At 75.8% G+C, this 5,105-nt stretch carries 5 protein-coding genes; 2 read left to right on the forward strand and 3 right to left on the reverse strand.

What is annotated here, in order from left to right; genetic code table 11:
• Nucleotides 1–171 precede the first annotated feature (171 nt).
• On the forward strand, nt 172–1,452 hold the full coding sequence (gene egtB, locus F1544_RS22975) for an ergothioneine biosynthesis protein EgtB (protein ID WP_167588521.1): 1,281 nt from the start codon (nt 172–174) through the stop codon (nt 1,450–1,452).
• A complete protein-coding gene (gene egtC, locus F1544_RS22980; protein ID WP_167588522.1) occupies nt 1,452–2,147 on the forward strand; it encodes an ergothioneine biosynthesis protein EgtC in 696 nt (231 codons plus the stop codon). The genes egtB and egtC overlap by 1 nt, the downstream gene beginning before the upstream one ends.
• A gap of 9 nt (nt 2,148–2,156) precedes the next feature.
• Here egtC and F1544_RS22985 read toward each other — a convergent pair whose 3' ends face one another.
• The 3 genes from F1544_RS22985 to F1544_RS22995 form a co-directional block, all read right to left on the reverse strand.
• Nucleotides 2,157–2,594 (reverse strand): globin, encoded by a 438-nt coding sequence (locus F1544_RS22985; RefSeq protein ID WP_167588523.1) that lies wholly within the window; start codon nt 2,592–2,594, stop codon nt 2,157–2,159.
• Nucleotides 2,591–4,162, reverse strand: coding sequence for an SDR family oxidoreductase (locus F1544_RS22990; protein ID WP_167588524.1), 1,572 nt, complete (start codon nt 4,160–4,162; stop codon nt 2,591–2,593). The genes F1544_RS22985 and F1544_RS22990 overlap by 4 nt, the downstream gene beginning before the upstream one ends.
• 89 nt (nt 4,163–4,251) lie before the next feature.
• On the reverse strand, nt 4,252–5,105 hold an 854-nt coding region (locus F1544_RS22995; RefSeq protein WP_167588525.1), incomplete at its 5' end, for a mechanosensitive ion channel family protein.

Below are 5,105 nucleotides of genomic sequence, written 5' to 3' on the forward strand. Positions count from 1 at the left end.
GGCCGCCCGCGGCGTGCTCGACGCCGCCCTGCCCGCCGTCCCCGCCGCGCTGCGCCCCGACGTCGAGGCCTGGGCGGCGCTGCTGGCGCAGGGCCGCGGGCCCGCCGACCTCGTCCTGGACCGGGCGCACCGCTCGGGTCCCGACGCCTGCCTGACCGCGGAGGAGCTGCGATGACCGACCTCGAGAGCGCGGTGGCCGCCCTGGAGACGGCCCGGCGCACGACGCTGACCCTGACGGACGTCGACGAGGCCGAGCTCACGGCGCAGCACTCGCCGCTGATGAGCCCGCTGGTGTGGGACCTCGCGCACGTCGGCCAGCAGGAGGAGCAGTGGCTGCTGCAGGCCGGCGACCCCGACCGCAGCCCCGTCTTCCCGCCGGCCGTCGCGTGCCTCTACGACGCCTTCGAGCACCCCCGGGCGACCCGGACGCAGCTGCCGCTGCTGGACGCGGCCGCGTCCCGGCGCGCGCTGGCCGAGGTGCGGGGCCGGGTGCTGGACGCCCTCGCGGGCCTCGGGCCGGACGCGTCGCTGTTCGCGGCCGGGATGGTCGCCCAGCACGAGCACCAGCACGACGAGACGATGTTCGCCACGCACGGCCTGCGCACCGGGGAGCCCCTGCTGCACGCGGTGCCGACGCCCGCGGGACGGCCGCTGCCGGCTGACGCGGTGCTCGTGCCCGCAGGACCGTTCCCGCTCGGCGCGGACCCGCGGACCGAACCCTGGGCCCTGGACAACGAGTTCCCCCAGCACGAGGTGGACGTCCCCGCGTTCCGGATCGGCCGGGTCCCGGTGACCAACGGGGAGTGGGCCGGGTTCGTCGCGGCCGGCGGGTACGACGACCCCCGGCTGTGGACGACGGTCGGCTGGGCGCACCGCGTCGCCGCCGGTCTGCGCGCGCCGATGACCTGGGAACCCGACGGGGCGGGCGGCTGGACCGAGCGCCGCTTCGGTGCGCGGCAACCCGTCTCGCCCGCCGAACCCGTGCAGCACGTCGACCTGCACGAGGCGCAGGCGTACGCGCGCTGGGCCGGCGCCCGGCTGCCCACCGAGGTCGAGTGGGAGAAGGCGTGCGTGTGGGACGCGGCCGCGGGCCGGCGCCGGCGCTGGCCGTGGGGCGAGGAACCCGCCACGGCGCGCCGCGCGAACCTCGGCGGGGGCGCGCTCGGCCCGGCCCAGGTCGGCGCCTACCCCGACGGGGCGTCGCCGTGCGGGGCGGAGCAGATGATCGGTGACGTGTGGGAGTGGACGTCGTCGGTGTTCGCGCCCTGGCCGGGGTTCTCGCCCATGCTCTACGACACCTACTCGGAGCCGTTCTTCGACGGCACCTACACGGTGCTGCGCGGCGGGTCCTGGGCGACGGCGGCCGACGCGGTCCGCCCGTCGTTCCGCAACTGGGACTACCCCGTGCGCCGGCAGGTCTTCACGGGCCTGCGCCTGGCCTGGGACGCCTGATGTGCCGCCACCTCGCGTGGCTCGGCGCCCCGCGGACGCTGTCGGACCTGCTGCTGGAACCGGAGCACGGCCTGCTGCACCAGAGCTGGGCGCCGCGGCGCCAGGCCCACGGCACCGTCAACGCCGACGGGTGGGGGGCCGGCTGGTTCACGCCCGGGCAGCCCGCACCCGCCCGCTGGCGCGCCGCGGGGCCGCTGTGGGCCAGCGTGTCGTTCGCCTCCGTCGCCCCGCACGTGGCGGCGGGCTGCGTCCTCGCGGCGGTCCGCAGCGCGAGCGCCGGGATGCCGGGCGACGAGAGCGCCTGCGCGCCGTTCCTGCGCGACGGGCGGCTGCTCTCGCACAACGGCGTCGTGGACCGCGCCGTGCTGCCCGCGGCCGCCTGGCGGGACGCGGAGTCGGTGTGCGACAGCGCCGTCCTCGCTGCGCACCTGCTCGAGGACCCCGACGACCTCGGCGCCCGCGTGGCGGCCGTGGGGGCCGCCGACCCGCGCGCCCGCCTCAACGTCCTGCTGGCCGACGGCGAGCGGCTGCTCGCGACCGCGTGGGGCGACACCCTGTCCGTCCTCGTGCGCGACGACGGGGTCGTGCTGGCCAGCGAGCCCTACGACGACGACCCGGGTTGGAGCGACGTCCCCGACCGCAGCCTCGTCACGGTCGGGCCCGGCGGCGTGCGGACCACCCCGATCGGCCGCTGACGCCGGTCCTCAGGCGTCGAAGGTGTTGAGCATGCTGTGCGCGGCGCGCTCGAGGTAGTCCCACAGGACGCCCTCCTGCGCGGGCGGCAGGTCCAGCGCGTCCACGGCCGCCCGCATGTGCAGCATCCAGCGGTCGCGGGCGTCGGGGTTCACCCGGAACCCCGCGTGGCGCATCCGCAGCCGCGGGTGGCCCCGCTGCTCGGAGTACGTCGTCGGCCCGCCCCAGTACTGCTCCAAGAACATCAGCATCCGCTGGTTCGCGGGGCCGAGGTCCTCGGGGTACATGGGCCGCAGCACCTCGTCGTCCGCCACCCCGGCGTAGAAGGCGTCCACGAGCCGGACGAACGTCGGGTGCCCCCCGACCTCGTCGTAGAACGTGCGCGCCGTGCCGGGGCCGGGGCCCAGCAGGTCGCGACCCTGCACGGAGGGGAGGTCAGCCGGAGTCACCGGGCCAGTGTCGCCTCTGCGCGCACGTCGACCGACTCGGGGGCCTCCTCGCGGGCCAGCGCCTCCGCGGCCAGCTTCACGTTGTGCTGCATGCCCCCGAAGACCACGCCGTGGAACGGGCTGATCGCCGCCCAGTAGGCCTGGCCCGCGAGCCCGCGCGGGTGGAACAGCGCGCGCTGGCGGAACAGGGTGCGCCCGACGGCGTCCTGCTCGACGCGCAGGTCCAGCCACGCCAGGCCCGGCAGCCGCATCTCCGCGCGCAGCCGCAGCAGCTCGTCGGTGCGCAGCTCCTCCACGCGCCACCAGTCCACGGCGTCGCCGACCAGCAGGTGCTCGGGGTCGCGGCGCCCGCGGCGCAGACCGGGCCCGCCCGAGAACCCGTCCATGACGCCGCGGATGGTCCACGCCATCGGCCAGGAGTACCAGCCCTTCTCCCCGCCGATGCCCTCCAGCACCTTCCACACGAGGTGGCGGGGCGCGTCGACGACCGTGGTGCGCTCGTCGACGTAGAGGTTGCCGCCCGCCCAGTCCGGGTCGGTCGGCAGCGGGTCGCTCGGGGCCCCGGGCACCGACGCGGAGCTCCAGCGCGTCGTGACGTCGGCGTCCTGGATGCGCTGCAGGGCCAGGCTCACGGCCCGCGCGAAGGGCAGCAGCCCCTGCGGCGGGTCCGGGACGAACTCGGCGATGTCGTGCTCCTTGCAGATGACCTCGTGCACGAGGCTCTCCACGAGCGGGCGCGCGATCGTCTTCGGCACGGGCGTCACGAGCCCGACCCAGTGGCTGGACAGGCTGGGGGACATGACCTTCACGGGCAGCACGTAGCGCCGCGGCAGCTTCGCCACGCGGGCGTAGCCGTGCATCATCTCCAGGTAGGTCATGACCTCGGGGCCGCCGATGTCGAAGGCGCGGTTGACCTCGCGCGGCATCGAAGCCGAGCCGACGAGGTAGCGCAGCACGTCGCGCACGGCGATGGGCTGGATCCGGTTGGACACCCAGCGCGGGCAGATCATCGCGGGCAGCCGCTCGGTGAGGTGGCGCATCATCTCGAAGCTCGCCGACCCCGAGCCCAGGATGACCGCGGCCTGCAGGACGGTCGTGGGGGTGGGGCTGTCGAGGAGGATCTCGCCGACCTCGCGCCGCGACTCGAGGTGCTTCGACAGCTCCTCGTCCTCGGGGTGCAGCCCGCCGAGGTAGACGATGCGGTCGACGCCCGCCTCCGCCGCCGCGCGCGCGAAGGTGCGGGCCGTGCGCCGGTCGCGGGAGGCGAACTGCGCGCCGCCGTTCATGGCGTGGATCAGGTAGTAGGCGACGTCGACGCCCTGCAGGGCGCCGGCCACCTGCGCGGGGTCGGAGGCGTCGGCCTGCACGACCTCGACGGCGTCGAACCAGTCGCGCCCGCGCAGCGTCTCGGGGTGGCGGGCCAGGGCCCGCACGCGGAAGCCGGCCGTCAGCAGCTCGGGCACCAGCCGGCCGCCGATGTAGCCCGTCACCCCGGTGACCAGCGCCAGGCGGCCCTCCCCGCGGGGCACGTCGAGGGTGGCGGGGGTGACGGGTTCGGCGGGGCTCATGCCCCAGTGTCCGTCGCGATCGCCCGGATGGCGAGGAGGGCCTGCCGCACCCCTCCTGCACCCCTTCCAGGCGCCCCGGGGCGGGCGGTTCAGTCCCGGCGGGTGGTGGTGTCCACGTCGGCCGCGACGTCGGCCTCGCTGCGCGCCGGCGGCCGCGAGCCACCCGCGTCCGCCGCGTCCGTCCCGCCGCCCCCGGGGGTCGTGGAGTCCGGCCCGCCCGCGGCGGGGGTCAGCAGCTTCGACGGGTCGCCGTCGCGGATCCACAGCGTGCGCTGCGCGAACGGGAAGCTGATCCCCTCCGCGTCGAAGGCGGCCTTGATGCGCCGCAGGAGCTCGCGCTGCACGGCCCACTGCTGCAGCGGCGCGGTCTTGACGACCAGGCGCAGCACGACGGCGTCCTGCGTCATCTTCTCCACGCCCCAGACCTCCGGCGGCTCCAGCACCAGCGGGGCCCACTCCTCCTCCTCGACGAGGTGGTCGCCGATGCGCTGCAGCAGCGCCTGCACCCGCGGGAGGTCCTCGCCGTAGGCGACGGAGACGTCGAGCACGGCCCGGGCCCAGCCCTGGCTCTGGTTGCCGACCCGGAGGATCTCGCCGTTGCGGACGTACCAGACCGTGCCCTTGACGTCGCGGACGCGCGTGACCCGCAGGCCGACGGCCTCGACGGTGCCGTTCGCGTCGCCCAGGTCGACGACGTCGCCCACGCCGTACTGGTCCTCCGCGAGCATGAAGATGCCCGAGAGGAAGTCCTTGACGAGGCTCTGCGCTCCGAAGCCCAGGGCGACGCCCGCGATCCCGGCCGAGGCCAGGAAGGGCGCGATGTCCAGGGACAGCTCGCTCAGCACCATGAGCAGCGCGACGACGCCGAGGACCAGGGTCGTCGTGCTCTTCAGCACCGACGCCAGCGTCTCGGCCCGCTGCTGCCGCCGCTCGGACAGCAGCG

The sequence above is a fragment of the Kineococcus rubinsiae genome, from assembly GCF_011839805.1.
Classification (GTDB): Bacteria; Actinomycetota; Actinomycetes; order Actinomycetales; family Kineococcaceae; genus Kineococcus; species Kineococcus rubinsiae.